At 44.8% G+C, this 1034-nt stretch carries 1 protein-coding gene; it reads left to right on the forward strand.

The features are described 5' to 3' along the window. Positions 1-196 precede the first annotated feature (196 nt). Positions 197-940, forward strand: a complete 744-nt coding sequence (locus tag A918_RS0109090; RefSeq protein WP_022710763.1) for a glycoside hydrolase family 108 protein — start codon at positions 197-199, stop codon at positions 938-940. Positions 941-1034: the final 94 nt, after the last annotated feature.

Raw genomic sequence — 1034 nt, forward strand, 5'->3', positions numbered from 1 at the left:
GGAGGGGGATTTTTTTATTACAATAATATAAATACAAAACAGCAACATTAAAATAACAACAAATGAAAATCATTTTATACTTTAAATAAACAATTTCACACGCGTTTTAAATTGAGTTAATATACTTATCGTACTGCAGTATTTTTATATTTTATACATTGATTTTTAAAAATAAATTTCAACGAAAGGAAACACCATGGCAAAAGGGACATTTTTAAACGTCTTGCCATATGTCTTCGAAGAAGAAGGAGGATATGTTAATCATCCGGCAGATCCGGGTGGCCACACCAATATGGGGATCACTCTGGCTACCTTATCCGCATGGATGGGAACAAAGGCATCTGCTGCCGATATCCGCAATCTCAGTCAGAAGACAGCAGCCGACATTTATAAGAAAAATTATTGGGATAAAATCGCTGGCGATGTGCTGCCCGCTGGCATTGACTATGCAGTATTTGATTTTGCCATCAATTCCGGTCCTGCCCGTGCCGCGAAAGCACTGCAGAAAATTGCCGGAACCTCTCAGGACGGGATTATCGGCGATCAGACACTCAGCGCACTCAATCTTCGCGACCCTGCCTCTGTCATCAATAATCTCTGTGACCTGCGACAGAACTGGCTGCAAACACTCTCTGCCTTCAAAACTTTTGGCAAAGGCTGGACCGCCCGTGTCAAACGCGTACGCAACCGTTCCCTTGCTCTGGCCAATGAGGCTTCCGGCCAGTCTAAAAAAACAAAACCAAATCAGCTGCGGGAAACAAAAATTTCAATCCCGCCAATCCTCAAGAAACCAGAAACGCTGGCACCGCTCAGCGGTGTACTCACCGGTATCACCGCTATGGCCTCCGGCAATGGCCCCGTTCAGATTGCTGTCGCGGTTATTCTGGTTGTTCTGACCATTGCTGTTCTGTGGCATTTCCTCAGCAGCAGAAAGAACTGAAAAGTGAGAACCGGTTTCGGAGAAGATACGCGAGAGAAGAAATAGAGCATTTCCAATGACTCAAGATAAACCGGAAATGCTCTATTGCCCGCCC

Origin of the sequence: Pseudochrobactrum sp. AO18b (assembly GCF_000409565.1) — a bacterium.
Lineage (GTDB): Bacteria > Pseudomonadota > Alphaproteobacteria > Rhizobiales > Rhizobiaceae > Pseudochrobactrum > Pseudochrobactrum saccharolyticum.